The following is a 17,344-nucleotide window of genomic DNA, read 5'->3' on the forward strand; positions in this document are numbered from 1 at the left end:
TTTTTTCTGCGCCTGGTTCCGCCGACTGTGCGGGGACTCATTCGCAATGACGCTCGTACAGTCGCCACATTTCCTGCGCCTGTAAAGCAGGAATGCCGGTGAAGGCTACACCCAGAGATCAGGCCGGGCTCATATCGTTATAACCCGATATAACAATTCAGCCAGTCCTAAGCACCTATTCATATTTGTATATCGCGATTTATAGATATAAGGTTCGCCCCATCGCGATACAGCGCACCTGCACTGAGAACGACATGCCTACCGACATCGACATTGACGACATCATCAAAGCCCTCGCCCACCCGGTTCGCCGGCAGATTCTGGACTGGCTCAAAGACCCGCTTGCGACCTTCCCCGATCAGCGTCACACCATTGATGGCGGCGTCTGTGCCGGCCAGATCGATCAGCGCGCGGGGTTGTCGCAGTCGACCGTTTCGGCTCATCTGGCAACGCTTCAGCGCGCCGGGTTAATCACTAGCCAAAAACACTGCCAGTGGCATTTTTTCAAGCGCAACGAAGACGTCATTCAGGCGTTCTTGCAGCAATTGACGCAGCGGCTCTGAGCCCCTCGCCCCACACCCGCCTTTCAGGAGACGCGACGTGCCCCTTTCATTACTCATTCTGGCCTTGAGCGCCTTTGCCATCGGGACGACCGAGTTCGTCATCATGGGCCTGCTCCCCGACGTCGCACGCGACCTGGGCGTCAGCATCCCCGGCGCCGGCTGGCTGGTCACCGGTTACGCCCTAGGGGTCGCGATCGGCGCGCCGTTCATGGCGATGGCCACCGCGAAGCTGCCACGCAAAGCTGCGCTGGTCACGCTGATGGGGATTTTTATCATCGGCAACCTGCTCTGCGCGCTGGCGGCGGATTACAACATCCTGATGTTCGCCCGCGTGGTCACCGCGCTGTGCCACGGCGCATTCTTCGGCATCGGTTCGGTGGTGGCGGCGGGCCTGGTTCCGGCCAATCGCCGGGCATCGGCCGTCGCGCTGATGTTCACCGGTCTCACCCTGGCGAACGTCCTCGGCGTGCCACTGGGCACCGCGCTGGGACAACAGGCCGGCTGGCGCTCGACTTTCTTCGCGGTCACGGTGATCGGCGTCATCGCGTTCATTGGCTTGATTCGCTTCCTGCCGAGCAAACGCGATGAGGAGAAACTCGACATGCGCGCCGAATTGGCTGCGCTCAAAGGCGTGGGCATCTGGCTGTCGTTGAGCATGACCGCGCTGTTCGCCGCCTCCGTGTTCGCGCTGTTCACCTACGTCGCGCCATTGCTGGGCGAAGTCACGGGTGTTTCGCCGCTGGGGGTGACCTGGACGCTGATGCTCATTGGCCTCGGCCTGACGCTGGGCAACATCATCGGCGGCAAGCTGGCTGACCGTCGACTCGCCGCCACGCTCATCGGCGTGTTCATTGCCATGGCGGTGATCTCAACGGTCCTGAGCTGGACCAGCACGGCGTTCATCCCGGCTGAAATCACCCTGTTCCTCTGGGCCACCGCCGCGTTTGCCGCCGTGCCTGCCCTGCAGATCAACGTGGTGACCTTCGGCAAGGCCGCGCCCAATCTGGTGTCGACCCTGAACATCGGCGCCTTCAACGTCGGCAACGCGCTGGGCGCCTGGGTCGGCGGCAGCGTCATCGCCCATGGCTTCGGCCTGACCACCGTACCGCTGGCCGCCGGCTTACTGGCGGTGCTGGCCCTGCTGGTGACGCTGATCAATTTCCGTCAGCGCAGCGATGTCGAAATGGTCCCTGTGACGAACTGATTCCCCGAATTTGAAACCTGCGGATCCACCTTTTACCGATTGCACTAAGGATTTCACGATGACCACTATTTTTGACCCGATCAAGATGGGTGACCTGGAACTGGCCAACCGTATCGTCATGGCGCCGCTGACCCGATGCCGCGCCGACGAAGGCCGCGTGCCCAACGCGATGATGGCCGAGTATTACGTTCAACGCGCCTCGGCCGGTCTGATCATCAGCGAAGCCACTTCGGTCATGCCAATGGGCGTTGGCTACCCTGACACCCCGGGCATCTGGTCCAATGACCAAGTACGCGGCTGGGCCAACGTCACCAAAGCCGTGCACGCGGCGGGGGGCAAGATCGTGCTGCAACTGTGGCACGTGGGTCGCGTTTCCCACCCGACTTACCTGAACGGCGAAACCCCGGTCGCGCCAAGCGCCATCCAGCCAAAAGGCCACGTGAGCCTGGTGCGTCCGCTGTCTGATTACGTCACCCCGCGCGCACTGGAACTGGCGGAAATCGAAGAGATCATCGACGCCTACCGCGTCGGTGCCGAGAACGCCAAGGCCGCCGGCTTTGACGGCGTGGAGATCCACGGCGCCAACGGTTACCTGCTCGACCAGTTCCTGCAAACCAGAACCAACACCCGCACCGATGCCTACGGCGGCTCGCTGGAAAATCGCGCACGTCTGCTGTTGGAAGTGACCGACGCCGCCGTTGAAGTCTGGGGCGCTGGCCGTGTCGGCGTACACCTGGCACCCCGCGCTGATGCCCACGACATGGGCGACGCCAACCTGGCCGAAACCTTCACCTACGTCGCCAGCGAGCTCGGCAAACGCGGCATCGCCTTCATCTGCGCCCGCGAACGCGAACTCGACGACAGCCTCGGCCCGCGCCTGAAAGAAGCCTTCGGCGGCGTGTTCATCGCCAACGAGAAGTTCACCAAAGAAAGCGCCAACCAGTGGCTGGCGAGCGGCAAGGCAGATGCAGTGGCGTTTGGCGTGCCGTTCATTGCCAACCCTGACCTGCCGGCGCGTCTGGCCAAGGATGCTCCGCTGAACGAGCCGCATCCAGAGACTTTCTATGCGAAAGGCGCTGAGGGTTATCTGGATTACCCAACGCTGTAAGCGCACCGCTCATAAAGTAATACAACGATAATAAAAAAGCCCCGACTCGAAAGAGCCGGGGCTTTTTTAGCAACTAACGTTTTAACTTATAGCTCCGGATAATCAGTAGCCAACACATTGCCTTCCGAATCCGTCACAGTACCATCCGGGAACCGCCAGGTACCGTCCGGATAACCGACGGTGCCATCAGGGTACATATAACTGCCGTCGGTATATTGGTAGGTGCCGTCCGGAAACTTGATCGTCCCGTCTGCGTACATAATGGTCCCGTCCAGATATTGGACGTTGCCATCGGCATCCGTGACGTACTCGCCTCCGGCGTCGGCTACGCGGCCGTCCGGCAACTGTCTGTCTCCGCTTGGCAGCAGATAGGTACCCAACGGATACAACAACGAAATGACACCGGTAATCGTATCAACCACCGACAGCACTTCAGCCAGACGAGGCGGAATCAGCGGCTTGGGCGGCAGCACCAACGACGCGGGTGGCTTGACCGGCCCCGTAGTGACAGGCTTGGGCGGACGGGGTTTAACCGCCGACTGTGGTAGTTTCACTGGCTTTACAACGGGCGGTCGGATGACCGGCGGTTTAATTGAGGGCGGAGTTGTCACAGGTGGTTTGATAACGGGTGGCTTGACGACCGGAGGCTTTGTAACAGGCGGCTTTGTAACGGGAGGCTTGATGACCGGCGGCTTCGTCACCGGAGGCTTGATGCCGGGTTTGATGCTGGGCGGCTTTGCAGCACTTCGGGCAAGGCCCGCACCGCTGACGATGCTTTTACCGATCGAGCGGCCTTGGCCGTGTTTAGTCTTGAATCCATTCATTTGAGTCATCCTTGATTGCTGTAACGAAACACCCCGTTGGAGTTGTATCGTTCTTCAAAAGAGCTTCGTCATTGAAGCGCTTCACTGTCTTGCGAGTTACTGAACAGAACCATAATTCAAATAAAAATAAACGCCATTCAAAATCCTAAAAAATATCAAAATCGGAAATAGCCTACAGGTTGGAGTTAAACATTCACTCCTAGACTTCACTTTGTGTCAGTCCCCCCCGACAACATCACAACAGGCGCCGTCGTCGGGAGGGGGTGCTTCAAGGTCGAGCGTTGATCTGTTGCGACAACGTCTGAATCTGACTCTGCAACGTATTGATCGTCCGCGTCATCTGCGCACGAAACGCATCGAACTCCTGCAGACTCGCCCCTGACGAAGCAGCCGCCGCCGGACGATTTTCCAACTCGCTCTTCACCACCACCATATCCTGCTCAAGCTGCTCGATCGCCTGACTGCCGTTCGCTTTCTTCAGATTCGCCACATCTGCATTCAAACCCTTCAGTTGCGTCTCCAGCCGCTCCTGCTCAGTCTGAATCGACTTGCCATCCGGCACCGCCGCTTTCAACGCTGCCAGCTCCGTCGTCACGGCCTTGAGCTGGTCCTGCAACTGCTGGTTGGTTGCCTGCTGCTGCGCGCTCTGCGTACTGATCTGCTCCAGCCGCTTGTCCAGCCCGCCCTGCAAACCCGCCACACCCTGCTGCTGCTTGCTCTGATCCGCCAACTGATCCTGCAACTGCTTGATCTGCGCCTTCAACGCCTCGCTGCTGCTCGCCATCGACTCGGTGGCGACCACCTTCCCGGAAATATCCTGCAAGCGCCCCGCCGCCTCCTCACTGATCCTCGCAAAGCTTTCCTGCGTTGCAACCAGCTGCTGCTCCATCAACGACACCTGCTGAAAACTCCACCACCCCAGGCCGCAAAAAGCGATAAACAGCACACAGATCAGCGCCCACAACGCGCCGGTGCCGGGCGCCTTCACCTTCACCACTGGCGTGTCGCGCGAGTACACCGTCGTGCGCTCGCGGGCACCCGGCGGCGGCAGAAAATCATCGTCATCGTCTTTGGCGCTGAGGCTCGGGACGTCATCGACGTCGTCATAGGGATCTTTGCGCATGGGTTTACCTTTGAAAAAACCGCTGAATCTGAATGGCTCGCAGTATAACCACGGATGTTGACGCCTTTTATAACGCGCCGCCGTGCTGGGCTTTCCACCAACCGCAGAACTCGTCGAGGGCAGTCCACACGCTGACGTCAGGCTGGTAATCCAGATAATGCCTGGCGCGATTGATATCAAGCGTGAAATCCCTGCTCATCACCTGCATCCCGATGCGCGACAGCGTCGGTTCAGGTTGCCCCGGCCAGATCAGGCACGCCGCCTCGTTCATGGCCGCCGCGGTGTACGCCAGGCCGTAAGACCGATAGCGTCTCACCGGTGGCAACTCCATCTGGCGCATGACGTAATTGACCACGTCCCAAAGCGGGACGGGCGCGCCGTTGCTGATGTTGTAAGCCTTGCCCAGCGCTGAGCCGGCGGCCAGCAGACTGCTGAGCAGCGCCTCATTGAGGTTCTGAATGCTGGTGAAATCAACCTTGTTCAAGCCGTTGCCGATGATCGACAAGCGCTTCTTCTGCTGCATCTGCAGCAGTCGCGGGAAAATGCTCGTGTCACCCGCACCCGTCACAAAACGCGGGCGCAGGGCGATGACTTCCAGACCGAACTCTTCGGCACCAAACACCTTCTGTTCGGCCAGGTATTTGGTCGCGGCATAGTGATTGCCAAAGCGCTTGGGCACCTGCTCCTCGCGGATATCGAGGTGCGATCGGCCATCGAAATAGATCGAGGGCGACGACAGATGCACCAGCCGCCGAACCCGTTGTTTCAGGCACGCTTCGACGACGTTTTCAGTGACCTGAACGTTGCCCTGATGGAAGTCCTGACGTCGCCCCCATGTACCCACCGCCCCCGCGCAATGGACCACGGCTTCGACGTCGTCACACAGCGCATGAACAAGCTCCGGATCGGAAAGATCGCCCTGGATGAACTCGGCCCCGCGCCGCACCAGATGCTCGACACCCTCAGCGCGACGGCCGTTGACCCGGACGCTCAGACCTTGCTCCAGCGCGAAACGCGCGAAGCGTCCGCCGATGAAGCCGCCTGCGCCGGTGACCAGAATTTTCATTGCCTGCTCCGTTTCATCTTCTTTTGCCTGTGATCGCCGCGGCTGCGCCACGACCGATCCTACAATCTGCTGCGTCGACTACTGACGTTCACTCAGTCCCCAACGGCACCAGCCACTGCCCCGCTTTTTTCGCCAGATGGTCCGTCAACTCCGTCAACAACCGGCCGCCGTTGCGCCAATGATGCCAGTACAAGGGCACATCAATGCATTGATCGGTCAGCAACTCGACCAACAAACCGCTCGCCAATTGCCCACGGACCTGCAATTCCGGCACCAGCCCCCACCCCATTCCGGCTTCGACCATGCGCGTGAAACCTTCGGACGAAGGACACAAATGATGCTCGAAACCGCCTTCGACACCCAGCGAAGCGAGGTAGCGGTGCTGCAGGAAATCATCCGGGCCGAACACCAGCGCGGGCGATCGGGCTACCGCTTGAGGCGTGACGCCCTGTGGGAAATGCCGATCGATGAAGTCAGGGCTGGCCAACGCCCGATAACGCATGGCGCCGAGTAATAAACTCCGCGCCCCCGCCACCGGCCGTTCACTGCCACACAGACATGCGGCCACTTCACCGGCGCGCATGCGTTTGAGGCCGACATCCTGATCCTCGACGACGAGGTCGGTGAGGAGTCGATGCTCTGCACAAAAGTCTCCGACCGCGAGGGCCCACCAGGTCGCCAGGCTGTCGGCGTTCAGCGCGATGCGCAAACGTTCAGGCATGCCGCCTTCGTCCAGGGCCGGCACCACGCTCTGCAGGTCGCGTTCCAGTAAGCGCACCTGTTGAACATGGTTGAGCAACAGCCGGCCGATCTCCGTTGGGCTCGGCGGGGTTGCACGAACCAGCACCGGCTGGCCGACCCGCGCCTCCAGAAGCTTGATGCGCTGGGACACGGCTGACTGGGAAAGGCCGAGTACCTGAGCGGCGCGTTCGAAACCGGACTGCTCGATCACGGCCGCCAACGCGGAAAGTAATTTGTAGTCGAACATCAGTTTCCCTAATGGGGAATGAGCGTTATTGGTTTTTCTTATACCCGCGTTCAACCGACAATCGCCACCACTGACTGATGCGTCCCTTAGTAATGGCGAAATATCAATGACTGGCGAAACCTCCCTCAGCGCGCTATTGCGCAGCATGAACCCTGAACTGAACGACGGTGAATACGTGTTCTGTACCGTGGCGGACAGCAAACGCGTGGAAGGCATCGAGGTGGTCGGCAGCTTTCGCGAACACGAAGGCCTGACCGTCATCCTCGAACGCAATCAGGCGCGGCAACTGGGCCTTGACTGCGATTACGTCATGGCCTGGATCACCCTGACCGTTCATTCCTCGCTCGCGGCAGTCGGACTGACCGCGGCGTTCGCCAGCGCATTGGGCCAGGCGGGCATCAGTTGCAACGTGGTCGCCGGCTTTTACCACGACCACCTTTTCGTGGGTAAGGACGACGCGCTAAAAGCCATGGCCACCTTGCGCGCACTGGCGACGAATGCCTGATCCCGCTAATTCCTGAACTGATCGAGGCCCGACATCATGTGGCAAAGCTACCTCAACGGCCTGCTGGTTTCCCTCGGGCTGATCATGGCCATCGGCACTCAGAACGCCTATGTGCTGGCGCAAAGTCTGCGTCGCGAACACCACCTTTCCGTGGCCCTGCTGTGCATCGTGTGCGATGCCATTCTGGTGGCGGCCGGTGTGTTCGGCCTTGCCAATGTGCTGTCCCATAACCCTACACTTCTGGCGGTGGCGCGCTGGGGCGGCGTGATATTTTTGCTGTGGTACGGCGCCATGGCCTTACGCCGCGCACTGTCGCCGCAGAGCCTCGCCGAGGGCGACACCGACGGCCAGCGCTCACGACGCGCTGTATTACTGACCGCGTTGGCGGTGACCTTGCTGAACCCGCACGTTTATCTCGACACGGTGCTGCTGATCGGCTCCCTCGGCGCCCAGCAAGCGGTGCCCGGCGCCTACGTGGCGGGGGCGGCCAGCGCTTCGGTGGTGTGGTTTTCAACGCTGGCAATCGGCGCCGCCTGGCTGGCCCCATGGCTCGCCCGTCCGACAACCTGGCGTCTGCTGGACCTGATGGTCGCAGTAATGATGTTCAGCGTAGCGGTGCAGTTGATCAGAACGGCGTGAGCATTTCGTCTCGCCGGCGCGCATTTCAGCGCAACGCTCTGGAACCTCTATCCCACACAGTTGTTGCGTGGTTAAGGTCAGGGGCCGGTGCTATGATCCAGCCCCTGCGCTGCAAAGAGTACAAACTCGCCGGCGTAAGTTCTGTCTGGCCGCCCGTGATCGGCCTTGCGCAAACCGCAACTGACCTGATTAGGAGAATTACCATGGCTTTTGAATTGCCTCCGCTGCCCTACGCACATGACGCTCTGGCACCGCACATCTCCAAGGAAACTCTGGAATACCACCACGACAAGCACCACAACACCTATGTCGTGAACCTGAACAACCTGGTGCCAGGCACCGAGTTCGAAGGCAAGACTCTGGAAGAAATCGTCAAGACCTCCTCGGGCGGTATCTTCAACAACGCCGCTCAAGTCTGGAACCACACGTTCTACTGGAACTGCCTGGCGCCAAACGCCGGCGGCCAACCGACTGGCGCTCTGGCGGACGCAATCAACGCGGCTTTCGGCTCCTTCGACAAGTTCAAGGAAGAGTTCAGCAAGACTTCCATCGGCACCTTCGGCTCCGGCTGGGGCTGGCTGGTGAAGAAAGCTGACGGCTCCCTGGCACTGGCCAGCACCATCGGCGCCGGCAACCCGATCACCAGCGGCGACACCCCGCTGCTGACCTGCGATGTCTGGGAACACGCTTACTACATCGACTACCGTAACCTGCGTCCGAAGTACGTCGAGGCGTTCTGGAACCTGGTCAACTGGAAGTTCGTTGCCGAGCAGTTTGAAGGCAAAAGCTTCACAGCCTGATGAACGCTTGAATGCTCGAATAAAAAAAGCCCGGCACGTCCGGGTTTTTTTTCGCCTTCTGTTTGTCGTTTATGTATTGTCTGGAAGCGATAGCGGACTAATATCAAATTTCGTGCTGATTCAAACGGCTGGGCTCAAGTTTTCCCCGCGCATGACCGACACAGTACGGATAGCCTGAGTGGTCCGCCTATCAACTGTTTTCCCCGATTGCTGGGGTCATGCGCACGCCGGGAGCGCCTGATCCGAATGCCTGCATTGCCAGTGCCTGCACGCAGTCAGCCCGCTATCAGCATGGATAAAGGAATGGCCATTTGAAGCTGGAACTCAAACACAGCCTGTCGGTGAAGCTGCTTCGCGTTGTGCTGCTGTCCGCGCTGATCGTCGGGGTCGTGCTCAGTTGCGCACAGATCGTCTACGACGCTTACAAAACCCGCCAGGCCGTTGCCTCGGATGCGGCGCGTATCCTCGACATGTTCCGCGATCCGTCGACTCAGGCCGTTTATAGCCTGGACCGGGAAATGGGCATGCAGGTCATCGAAGGGCTGTTTCAGGACAAGGCCGTGCGGATGGCATCCATCGGTCATCCCAACGAGACGGTGCTCGCCGAGAAATCCCGAGACCTCGAAACCACCCCCACCCGCTGGCTGACCGATCTGATCCTGGGCCAGGAACGCAGTTTCACCACGCAACTGGTCGGCCGCAGCCCGTACAGCGAATATTACGGCGACCTGCGCATCACCCTCGACACCGCCACCTACGGCGAAACCTTCCTCACCAACTCGATGATCATTTTCATTTCCGGCGTATTGCGCGCGCTGGCGATGGGCCTGGTGCTGTACCTGGTTTACCACTGGCTACTGACCAAACCGCTGTCGAAAATCATCGAGCACCTGACCAGCATCAACCCCGACCGCCCCAGCGAACACCAGTTGCCGTTGCTCAAAGGCCATGAAAAAAACGAACTGGGGGTCTGGGTCAACACCGCCAACCAACTGTTGGCGTCCATCGAGCGCAACACCAATTTGCGCCACGAGGCTGAATCCAGCCTGCTGCGGATGGCCCAGTACGATTTCCTCACCGGTCTGCCGAACCGGCTGCAACTGCAGAAGCAACTGGACAAGATCCTCGTCGATTCCGGAAAAGTGCAGCATCGCGTCGCGGTGTTGTGCGTCGGGCTGGATGACTTCAAAGGCATCAACGAACAATTCAGTTATCAGGCCGGCGATCAGTTGCTGCTGGCCCTCGCCGATCGCCTGCGCAGCCACAGCGGCCGCCTCGGCGCCCTTGCCCGTCTGGGCGGCGACCAGTTCGCGCTGGTTCAGGCCGATATCGAACAGCCCTATGAAGCCGCCGAGCTGGCGCAGAATATTCTCGACGACCTGGAAGCGCCCTTCGCCGTCGATCAGCAAGAGATTCGTCTGCGCGCCACCATCGGCATCACGCTGTTCCCCGAAGATGGCGACAGCACCGAGAAGCTGCTGCAGAAAGCCGAACAGACCATGACGCTGGCCAAGACACGCTCGCGTAACCGCTACCAGTTTTATATCGCCAGCGTCGACAGCGAGATGCGTCGTCGTCGCGAGCTGGAAAAAGACCTGCGTGAAGCCTTGGCCCGCGAGCAGTTTCACTTGGTCTATCAGCCGCAGATCAGCTATCGCGACCACAGCGTAGTGGGGGTCGAGGCGCTGATCCGCTGGATTCACCCGGAGCATGGCTTCGTGCCGCCGGATCAGTTCATTCCGTTGGCCGAGCAGAACGGCACCATTATCGCCATTGGTGAATGGGTACTGGATCAGGCCTGCAAACAGCTGCGCGAGTGGCACGATCAGGGCTTCACCGACCTGCGCATGGCGGTGAACCTGTCCACGGTGCAACTGCACCACGCCGAATTGCCGCGGGTGGTGAACAACTTGCTGCAAATCTACCGCCTGCCACCCCGCAGTCTGGAGCTGGAAGTCACGGAAACCGGTCTGATGGAAGACATCACCACCGCCGCGCAGCACCTGTTGAGCCTGCGCCGCTCCGGGGCGCTGATCGCCATCGATGACTTTGGGACCGGTTATTCATCGCTGAGTTATCTGAAAAGCCTGCCGCTGGACAAGATCAAGATCGACAAGAGCTTCGTGCAGGACCTGCTCGACGACGATGACGACGCGACGATCGTGCGCGCCATCATTCAGCTCGGCAAAAGTCTGGGCATGCAGGTGATCGCCGAAGGCGTAGAGACCGCCGAGCAAGAGGCCTACATCATTTCCGAGGGTTGTCACGAAGGCCAGGGCTACTTCTACAGCAAGCCTCTGCCAGCGCGGGAGTTACTGGTTTACCTGAAACAGGCGCAACGGACCCACAGCGAGGCGCTGTAGCACGCCTGCCCCCCGGCACGAAAGCAGGCGTTGCGCAGATCACCGCCATTCACGCTTGGGCCCCGGCCGGACCCTTTCTTGAAACAGCTTGAAATATCTCCCCCCGCCTGCCTGGGCTAATGGCCTTTACACAGAATGCAAATCTTTCGCATTATGTCGCAGCATTTTTCTGGCGTTCGCCACCGTTCACACCTCTTCTCGATGCAGGATTCCGTCATGATTCGTATGCCCCTGGCAACCGCAAGTCTGCTGGCTGTCGCTATTGCTCTGGCCGGTTGTGATCAAGGCAAGGACAAGCCCGCCGCTGCAGCGCCTGCCCCCGCACCTGCCGCCGCTGCCGCCCCGGCTCCAGCGCCAACCGCCGCCGCTGCACCTGCCCAGCCCAACGAAACCGCCACCAGAGCAGTAGTCGCCAACTACGCCAATATCGTATTTGCCGTTTTCAGCGACGCCGAATCCACTGCCAAAAAGCTCAGCACGGCAGTCGACGCTTTCCTCGCCACACCCAATGACCAGACCCTGAAAGCAGCGCGTGCAGCCTGGGTAGCAGCGCGCGTGCCGTACATGCAGAGCGAAGTATTCCGCTTCGGCAACACCATCATCGACGACTGGGAAGGTCAGGTGAACGCATGGCCGCTGGATGAGGGCCTGATCGATTACGTCGCCAAGGATTACCAGCACGCACTGGGTAACCCGGGTGCCACCGCCAACATCATCGCCAACAAATCAGTGCAAGTGGGCGAGGACAAAGTCGACGTCAGCGAAATCACCCCTGAAAAACTGGCCAGCCTGAACGAGCTCGGTGGTTCGGAAGCAAACGTGGCCACCGGTTATCACGCCATCGAATTCCTGCTCTGGGGTCAGGACCTGCATGGCACCAATCCGGGCGCCGGCGAGCGTCCGGCCAGCGACTACATTGAAGGCCAGGGCGGCACCGGCGGCCACAACGACCGCCGTCGCGCTTATCTGAAGGCCGCCACTGACCTGCTGGTCAGCGACCTCGAAGAAATGGTCAACAACTGGAAACCGGGCGTCGCCGACAACTACCGCGCCACGCTGGAAGCGGAGTCCGCCGAGAGCGGGCTGCGCAAAATGCTGTTCGGCATGGGCAGCCTGTCGCTCGGTGAACTGGCGGGCGAGCGCATGAAAGTCGCGTTGGAGGCCAATTCCAGCGAAGACGAGCACGATTGCTTCAGCGACAACACCCACAACTCGCACTTCTACAATGGCCTGGGCATCCGCAACGTCTACCTGGGTGAATACACCCGCGTCGACGGCAGCAAAGTGAGCGGCGCGAGCCTGTCCTCGCTGGTCGCCACCGCCGACGCTGCAACCGACCAGACCGTGCGCGCCGACCTTGACGCGACCCAGGCAAAGCTGCAGGTCATCGTCGACCACGCCAACAAGGGCGAGCATTTCGACCAGCTCATCGCGGCGGGCAATACGGCAGGCAACCAGGTCGTGCGCGACGCCATCGCCGCGCTGGTCAAACAGACCGGGGCCATTGAGCAAGCGGCCGGCAAGTTGGGCATCACTGATCTGAACCCGGACAACGCCGACCACGAGTTCTGATCCGCTTCACGTCCGCTTCAAATCGGCAAGGCCGCGCCTTCCCGGCTGAAGTCGGTCCCGTTGCAAACGAATGCCGACCCGACCACGGGCCGGCATTTTTTTCGTCAATCGACGCTTCAAACACCACCAAAACGGGCCTTATCCGGGGACCGGTCTGTAAGCTTTGTAGGGCATTTCCTGTTCGGTCCTTGTCGGATTGAACACGCCTCCCCCGCCGCCGATCATGCGCACTTCCTTGACCCCACCCTATCCAGGAGGAGACAGAAAGTGCCCAAGAGAAACAATAAAAGGCGCCGCGTCAGCAAGCTCAAAGCCAACGATTACGGTATCCACCTGCTGGTCGGCGTCAAGGGGCCGCGCGCCTGGAAGGTGACGATCTACCGCGACGGCAGAACCTTCAACCGACTGTTTTCCTTCTCCCGCTATGGCGGCCGTGATCCGGCACGAAAAGCCGCCGACGCGTGCCGTGACCAATTGCTGCTGGCTCACCTGCCCAAGCTCAGCCGCGACATCCGCCAGCGCATCATCGCCACCAACACCAGCGGCTATCCGGGGGTGCATTACCGCTGCTATACCGGCATCGCCTATTGGGTGGCGCGGACCACGCTGCGCAACGGCAGCAGCGTCACCAAGTCGTTCAGGGTCGAGCACTACGGGTACGAGAGGGCCAAGGAGCTGGCGATCCGCGAGCGCGAGCGGCAGCTCGACGGCATCGGCGATTACCGGTCATTCAAGGTGGTCGAGGGCGAGCGGCGTCTCATGCAACTGCTTGTGGAAAACCCGGCGCTGGAGATCGCCGGCGCATGAGTTTTGCGGGCCCGTCACTCGCGGATGATTTGGTAACAACACGTTACGAGAGGGCGTGCAAACGCTAATCCCTCTTATTCATCAAACTCGGGGCTGGTAAGCTTGCTCGCCCCGATTTCCCCCCTTTGCAGGACCTGTATGACTGCGTGGTTCCGTCCTTCGTCTCTCCTGCTGATGGCCCTCGCCATGAGCGGGTGCGATGACGCCCCGCGTTTCACCGCCGCCGAACCGGGCGAGTCGCGCTCTGGCGGCGCCACCACCGTCAACAAAAGCGACCGCAATGCGTTTTCCCTGCCTTCAGCCAACCTGTCGCCTGTCCGGCGGCTGGACTTCAGCGTCGGCAACAGCTTCTTTCGCAACCCCTGGGTGATTGCGCCGTCGACTACCACTGCCCGCGACGGCCTGGGCCCGCTGTTCAACACTAACGCCTGCCAGAACTGCCACATCAAGGACGGCCGCGGCCACCCGCCCGAGCCTGGCGCCGACAACGCCGTGTCGATGCTGGTGCGCCTGTCGATTCCCGACGATCCGGCGTTCGTCGAGGACATCAAGCGGCTGGGCCTTACCCCAGAGCCTGTATACGGCAAGCAACTCCAGGACATGGCCATCCCCGGCGTCACGCCCGAGGGGAAGGTTCGGGTCGATTACGATTCGATGACCGTGCATTTTCGCGACGGCACTCCGGTGCATCTACGCCGCCCTACCCTGCAGATCACCCAACCCGGTTACGGCCCGATGCACCCGCAGACGCGAGCCTCTGCGCGCATTGCCCCGCCGATGATTGGTCTGGGCCTTCTGGAAGCCATCCCACAGGCGGCGATTCTGGCCAACGCCAACCCGAACGATGAAAAGGGCACCGGCATCACCGGTAAACCCAACTGGGTCTGGGACGATGAACAGCAGAAATCCGTCCTCGGCCGTTTCGGCTGGAAAGCTTCGCAACCCGGCATCAAACAGCAGAATGCCCACGCGCTGGCAGGGGACATGGGACTGACGTCCACCCTGATGCCGGTCGACGACTGCACACCGTCACAGACCGCATGCCTCGCTGCGCCCAATGGCAATGGTCCGAACGGTGAGCCGGAGGTCAGCGACAACATCCTGCGCTTGATAACCTTCTACACCCGCAACCTCGGCGTTCCGGTGCGTCGCGATGTGGCTGAGCCGCAGGTGCTGGCGGGCAAGAGCCTGTTCTTCAAGGCCGGCTGCCAGCAGTGCCACACGCCGCAATTCACTACCTCCGCTGACGCCGCCGAGCCTGAGCTGGCGAATCAGGTCATCCGTCCTTACACCGATCTGTTGCTGCATGACATGGGCGAAGGCCTGGCCGACAATCTCAGCGAATTTCAGGCCAGCGGCCAGCAGTGGCGCACCCCGCCGTTGTGGGGCATCGGCCTGACCCAGACTGTCAGCGGCCACACGCAGTTTCTGCACGACGGCCGCGCCCGCAACCTGATGGAGGCCGTACTCTGGCACGGTGGCGAGGCACTGCCGGCGCAACGTCAGGTGCTGGCTTTCGACGCGGAACAACGCGCAGCGCTGCTGGCGTTCTTGAATTCTCTCTAACGTATTTCTGAAGATAAGGAGTCGGGCATGTTCCGCCCCAAGTTGTTGCTCACCAGCCTCGCCGCACTGGCACTGGGCGCGTGCGCGCCGTCGGACCCGCAAGCCGTGACGTCTGCCGCCATCGCCAGTCAGGTCATCCTGCCGACCTACAGCCGTTGGGTCGATGCCGACCGGCAGCTGGCGATCAGCGCGCTGTCCTACTGCCAGGGAAAATCCGACCTGGAAACCGCCCGTGCCGACTTCCTCCACGCGCAAAAAGCCTGGGCCGAGCTGCAACCGTTGCTGATCGGGCCGCTCGCCGAAGGCAATCGCGCCTGGCAGATTCAGTTCTGGCCGGACAAGAAAAACCTGGTCGGTCGTCAGGTGGAGCAACTGGTGACCGCACAGCCACAGATCAGCGCCGACGCCCTGAGCAAATCCAGCGTGGTGGTTCAGGGCCTGTCGGCCTATGAATACATCCTCTTCGACGCCGACATTGACATGGCCAATGCCGAGCAGAAAGCCCGCTACTGCCCGCTGCTGGTGGCCATCGGCGAGCGTCAGAAAGCGCTGGCCGAAGACATCCTCAGCAGCTGGAACAGCAACGACGGCATGCTCGCTCAGTTGAGCAAGTTTCCCAACCAGCGCTACGCCGATTCCCACGAAGCCATTGCCGAGTTGCTGCGCGTGCAAGTGACCGCACTGGACTCGCTGAAGAAAAAGCTCGGCACCCCGCTCGGCCGTGGCACCAAGGGCGTGCCGCAGCCGTTTCAGGCCGAAGCCTGGCGCAGCAAAGCCTCGCTCAGCAGCTTGCAGGCGAGTCTGGCCAGTGCGCAGACGGTCTGGGCCGGCGTCGACAACAAGGGTCTGCGCGGGCTGTTGCCCAAGGAGCAGAAGCCTCTGGCCGACAAGATCGACGCCGCCTACGCCGAGAGCAATCGACAGTTGGCCGCGCTGAAACCGCCGCTCGGCGATCTGCTGGCCAGCGAAGAAGGCCGCCAGCAGCTCAACGCTTTCTACGACAGCCTCAACGTGGTTCATCGCCTGCACGAAGGCGAACTGGCCAAGGCGTTAGGCATTCAACTGGGCTTCAACGCCAATGATGGTGACTGATATGTTGCGACGTCAGGCTCTGGGTCTGGGCAGCCTGCTGCTCAGCGCCGTCACGTTTGGCGGCTGGACGCTGTTCGCGAAAAAAGGCGAAAGCCCGCTGCTGTTGTCCGCGCGGGACGACGGCAACGGCCAGCACTTCGCCGTGGGTTATCGCGTCGACGGCACGCAAGTGTTTGCCACCGCCGTTGCCCAGCGCTGTCACGACATCATCAATCACCCGAACCTGCCGATCGCGCTGTTCGTCGCGCGCCGGCCGGGGACCGAGAGTTACCTGATCGACCTGCGCGACGGTCGTCTGCTGCAAACCATCACCTCGCAACCCCACCGACACTTCTACGGCCACGCGGTCATTCACAAAGACGGCGAATGGCTGTACGCCACCGAAAACGACACGACAGAACCGGGCCGAGGGCTGTTGGGCGTGTATCGATTCGTTGATCAGCGGCTGCAACGCTCCGGGGAAATTTCCACCCATGGCGTAGGACCGCATCAGGTGTCATGGATGCCGGATGGCGAGACCGTCGCAGTCGCCAACGGCGGCATTCGCACCGAGGCCGAGAGCCGCGTCGAAATGAACCTCGATGCCATGGAACCGAGCTTGGTGCTGATGCAGCGCGACGGCACGCTGCTGAGCAAAGAGTCGTTGTCGCAGCAGATGAACAGCGTGCGGCATATGGCGATCGCCAGCGACGGCACCATCGTGGCGGGGCAGCAGTTCATGGGGCCTTCCCACGAATCCGCCGAGCTGCTCGCCATCAAGCGACCGGGCCAGCCGTTCCAGGCCTTTCCGGTGGCGGAGCAGCAGTTGCAGGCCATGGCGCATTACACCGCCAGCGTTGCCATTCATAACGACCTGCGGCTGGTGGCGCTGACCGCGCCGAGGGGCAACCGCTTCTTCATCTGGGACCTGGACAGCGGCGCGCTGAAGCTCGACGCACCGCTGCCTGATTGCGCCGGGGTGGGCGCCGTGGCGGACGGCTTCGTCGTCACCTCAGGCCAGGGCCGCTGCCGATTCTATGATTGCCGCGAGACAGCGCTGGTCGCCAAGCCGCTGGAGCTGCCAGCGGGGTTGTGGGACAACCATTTGCATTTGGTTTGATTGGGGATATGCGGCGGCCAGGCGG

16 protein-coding genes are annotated in these 17,344 nt (G+C 61.1%); 12 read left to right on the forward strand and 4 right to left on the reverse strand.

Annotation, left to right across the window (positions count from 1 at the left end):
- The first annotated feature begins 254 nt into the window (after positions 1 to 254).
- Genes FX982_RS02590 through FX982_RS02600 form a run of 3 tightly spaced genes read left to right on the forward strand, consistent with a single transcriptional unit; the run spans position 255 to position 2,875 of the window.
- Complete coding sequence (locus FX982_RS02590; RefSeq protein ID WP_172609538.1) at positions 255 to 563, forward strand: ArsR/SmtB family transcription factor; 309 nt, start codon at positions 255 to 257, stop codon at positions 561 to 563.
- Between the two features lie 37 nt (positions 564 to 600).
- A complete protein-coding gene (locus tag FX982_RS02595) occupies positions 601 to 1,767 on the forward strand; it encodes an MFS transporter (protein ID WP_172609539.1) in 1,167 nt (388 codons plus the stop codon).
- A gap of 58 nt (positions 1,768 to 1,825) precedes the next feature.
- Positions 1,826 to 2,875, forward strand: coding sequence for an alkene reductase (locus FX982_RS02600; protein ID WP_172609540.1), 1,050 nt, complete (start codon positions 1,826 to 1,828; stop codon positions 2,873 to 2,875).
- 86 nt (positions 2,876 to 2,961) lie between these two features.
- Here the strand turns inward: FX982_RS02600 and FX982_RS24470 are convergent, their stop codons facing one another.
- The 4 genes from FX982_RS24470 to FX982_RS02620 form a co-directional block, all read right to left on the reverse strand.
- Positions 2,962 to 3,699, reverse strand: coding sequence for a hypothetical protein (locus FX982_RS24470; RefSeq protein ID WP_216843207.1), 738 nt, complete (start codon positions 3,697 to 3,699; stop codon positions 2,962 to 2,964).
- Positions 3,700 to 3,967: 268 nt separating this feature from the next.
- Entirely contained in the window at positions 3,968 to 4,822 is an 855-nt protein-coding gene (locus FX982_RS02610; protein WP_172609541.1) for an ATPase, read from the reverse strand.
- Between the two features lie 67 nt (positions 4,823 to 4,889).
- Positions 4,890 to 5,888: an NAD-dependent epimerase/dehydratase family protein gene (locus FX982_RS02615; RefSeq protein WP_172609542.1), complete on the reverse strand. Its 999-nt coding sequence runs from the start codon at positions 5,886 to 5,888 to the stop codon at positions 4,890 to 4,892.
- A gap of 88 nt (positions 5,889 to 5,976) precedes the next feature.
- Entirely contained in the window at positions 5,977 to 6,876 is a 900-nt protein-coding gene (locus FX982_RS02620) for a LysR family transcriptional regulator ArgP (RefSeq protein WP_172609543.1), read from the reverse strand.
- 106 nt (positions 6,877 to 6,982) lie between these two features.
- Between FX982_RS02620 and FX982_RS02625 the strand changes: the two genes are divergently transcribed.
- The 9 genes from FX982_RS02625 to FX982_RS02665 all read left to right on the forward strand — a co-directional run bounded on the left by FX982_RS02625 (position 6,983) and on the right by FX982_RS02665 (position 17,319).
- Entirely contained in the window at positions 6,983 to 7,381 is a 399-nt protein-coding gene (locus FX982_RS02625) for an ACT domain-containing protein (RefSeq protein ID WP_172609544.1), read from the forward strand.
- 36 nt (positions 7,382 to 7,417) lie between these two features.
- Entirely contained in the window at positions 7,418 to 8,020 is a 603-nt protein-coding gene (locus FX982_RS02630) for a LysE/ArgO family amino acid transporter (RefSeq protein WP_172609545.1), read from the forward strand.
- 203 nt (positions 8,021 to 8,223) lie between these two features.
- On the forward strand, positions 8,224 to 8,820 hold the full coding sequence (locus tag FX982_RS02635) for a superoxide dismutase (RefSeq protein WP_065992213.1): 597 nt from the start codon (positions 8,224 to 8,226) through the stop codon (positions 8,818 to 8,820).
- A gap of 311 nt (positions 8,821 to 9,131) precedes the next feature.
- Positions 9,132 to 11,183 carry a putative bifunctional diguanylate cyclase/phosphodiesterase gene (locus tag FX982_RS02640; RefSeq protein WP_172609546.1) on the forward strand — a complete coding sequence of 684 codons (2,052 nt, stop codon included), beginning with the start codon at positions 9,132 to 9,134 and terminating at the stop codon, positions 11,181 to 11,183.
- 216 nt (positions 11,184 to 11,399) lie between these two features.
- On the forward strand, positions 11,400 to 12,755 hold the full coding sequence (locus FX982_RS02645; protein WP_172609547.1) for an imelysin family protein: 1,356 nt from the start codon (positions 11,400 to 11,402) through the stop codon (positions 12,753 to 12,755).
- 267 nt (positions 12,756 to 13,022) lie between these two features.
- Positions 13,023 to 13,562: an AP2/ERF family transcription factor gene (locus FX982_RS02650; RefSeq protein WP_163021986.1), complete on the forward strand. Its 540-nt coding sequence runs from the start codon at positions 13,023 to 13,025 to the stop codon at positions 13,560 to 13,562.
- 138 nt (positions 13,563 to 13,700) lie between these two features.
- Positions 13,701 to 15,128, forward strand: a complete 1,428-nt coding sequence (locus FX982_RS02655; RefSeq protein ID WP_172609548.1) for a di-heme oxidoreductase family protein — start codon at positions 13,701 to 13,703, stop codon at positions 15,126 to 15,128.
- Positions 15,129 to 15,155: 27 nt separating this feature from the next.
- A complete protein-coding gene (locus tag FX982_RS02660; RefSeq protein ID WP_172609549.1) occupies positions 15,156 to 16,220 on the forward strand; it encodes an imelysin family protein in 1,065 nt (354 codons plus the stop codon).
- Between the two features lies 1 nt (position 16,221).
- A complete protein-coding gene (locus FX982_RS02665; RefSeq protein ID WP_172609550.1) occupies positions 16,222 to 17,319 on the forward strand; it encodes a DUF1513 domain-containing protein in 1,098 nt (365 codons plus the stop codon).
- Positions 17,320 to 17,344: the final 25 nt, after the last annotated feature.

Origin of the sequence: Pseudomonas graminis, assembly GCF_013201545.1 — a bacterium.
In the GTDB taxonomy this organism is placed as follows: domain Bacteria; phylum Pseudomonadota; class Gammaproteobacteria; order Pseudomonadales; family Pseudomonadaceae; genus Aquipseudomonas.

Bases quoted from the DNA above. Each gene is read 5' to 3' on its own strand.
- FX982_RS02620 (WP_172609543.1), bottom strand. From the start codon at position 6,876: ATGTTCGACTACAAATTACTTTCCGCGTTGGCGGCCGTGATCGAGCAG.
- FX982_RS02665 (WP_172609550.1), top strand. From the start codon at position 16,222: ATGTTGCGACGTCAGGCTCTGGGTCTGGGCAGCCTGCTGCTCAGCGCC.
- FX982_RS02615 (WP_172609542.1), bottom strand. From the start codon at position 5,888: ATGAAAATTCTGGTCACCGGCGCAGGCGGCTTCATCGGCGGACGCTTC.
- FX982_RS02645 (WP_172609547.1), top strand. From the start codon at position 11,400: ATGATTCGTATGCCCCTGGCAACCGCAAGTCTGCTGGCTGTCGCTATT.
- FX982_RS02660 (WP_172609549.1), top strand. From the start codon at position 15,156: ATGTTCCGCCCCAAGTTGTTGCTCACCAGCCTCGCCGCACTGGCACTG.
- FX982_RS02630 (WP_172609545.1), top strand. From the start codon at position 7,418: ATGTGGCAAAGCTACCTCAACGGCCTGCTGGTTTCCCTCGGGCTGATC.
- FX982_RS02610 (WP_172609541.1), bottom strand. From the start codon at position 4,822: ATGCGCAAAGATCCCTATGACGACGTCGATGACGTCCCGAGCCTCAGC.
- FX982_RS02600 (WP_172609540.1), top strand. From the start codon at position 1,826: ATGACCACTATTTTTGACCCGATCAAGATGGGTGACCTGGAACTGGCC.
- FX982_RS02655 (WP_172609548.1), top strand. From the start codon at position 13,701: ATGACTGCGTGGTTCCGTCCTTCGTCTCTCCTGCTGATGGCCCTCGCC.
- FX982_RS02635 (WP_065992213.1), top strand. From the start codon at position 8,224: ATGGCTTTTGAATTGCCTCCGCTGCCCTACGCACATGACGCTCTGGCA.
- FX982_RS24470 (WP_216843207.1), bottom strand. From the start codon at position 3,699: ATGAATGGATTCAAGACTAAACACGGCCAAGGCCGCTCGATCGGTAAA.
- FX982_RS02590 (WP_172609538.1), top strand. From the start codon at position 255: ATGCCTACCGACATCGACATTGACGACATCATCAAAGCCCTCGCCCAC.
- FX982_RS02625 (WP_172609544.1), top strand. From the start codon at position 6,983: ATGACTGGCGAAACCTCCCTCAGCGCGCTATTGCGCAGCATGAACCCT.